The sequence below is a fragment of the Virgibacillus sp. M23 genome, assembly GCF_034190895.1.
Taxonomy (GTDB): Bacteria; Bacillota; Bacilli; order Bacillales; family Amphibacillaceae; genus Virgibacillus; species Virgibacillus salarius.
In genome coordinates this window covers 1-442 of sequence record NZ_JAWDHA010000266.1, presented here as the reverse complement: position 1 = coordinate 442, position 442 = coordinate 1, and the positions used below count along the sequence as shown (strand labels likewise).

At 46.2% G+C, this 442-nt stretch carries 2 protein-coding genes; both read left to right on the top strand.

Annotated features, from left to right (window positions below; genetic code table 11):
- The coding region (locus RVS70_RS22465) for a type III pantothenate kinase (RefSeq protein WP_321134938.1) at positions 1–260 on the top strand (260 nt) is incomplete at its 5' end.
- A gap of 11 nt (positions 261–271) precedes the next feature.
- A partial coding sequence (locus RVS70_RS22460) for an Hsp33 family molecular chaperone HslO (RefSeq protein WP_321134940.1) occupies positions 272–442 on the top strand: 171 nt, incomplete at its 3' end.

The window sequence follows — 442 nt, the reverse complement described above, 5'->3', positions numbered from 1 at the left end:
TTACCCGGCCCGACAATATTATCGGAAAAAACACTGTAAGCGCGATGCAATCTGGAATTTTATTTGGCTATGTCGGCCAAGTGGAAGGAATCGTTAAGCGAATGAAATGGCAGGCAAAACAGGAACCAAAGGTCATTGCGACAGGAGGACTGGCGCCGCTCATTGCAAACGAGTCAGATTGTATTGATATCGTTGATCCAGTCCTAACCCTAAAAGGGCTGGAATTGATTTATGAAAGAAACCGCGTAGGAAGTGTATAGGAGGTTTTGTAATGGATTATTTAGTAAAAGCACTTGCGTATGACGGAAAAGTTCGTGCTTATGCAGCGAGAACGACTGATATGGTAAATGAAGGACAGAGACGCCATGGTACGTGGCCGACAGCATCCGCTGCATTAGGGCGCACAATGACAGCTTCACTTATGCTCGGCGCTATGCTGAAG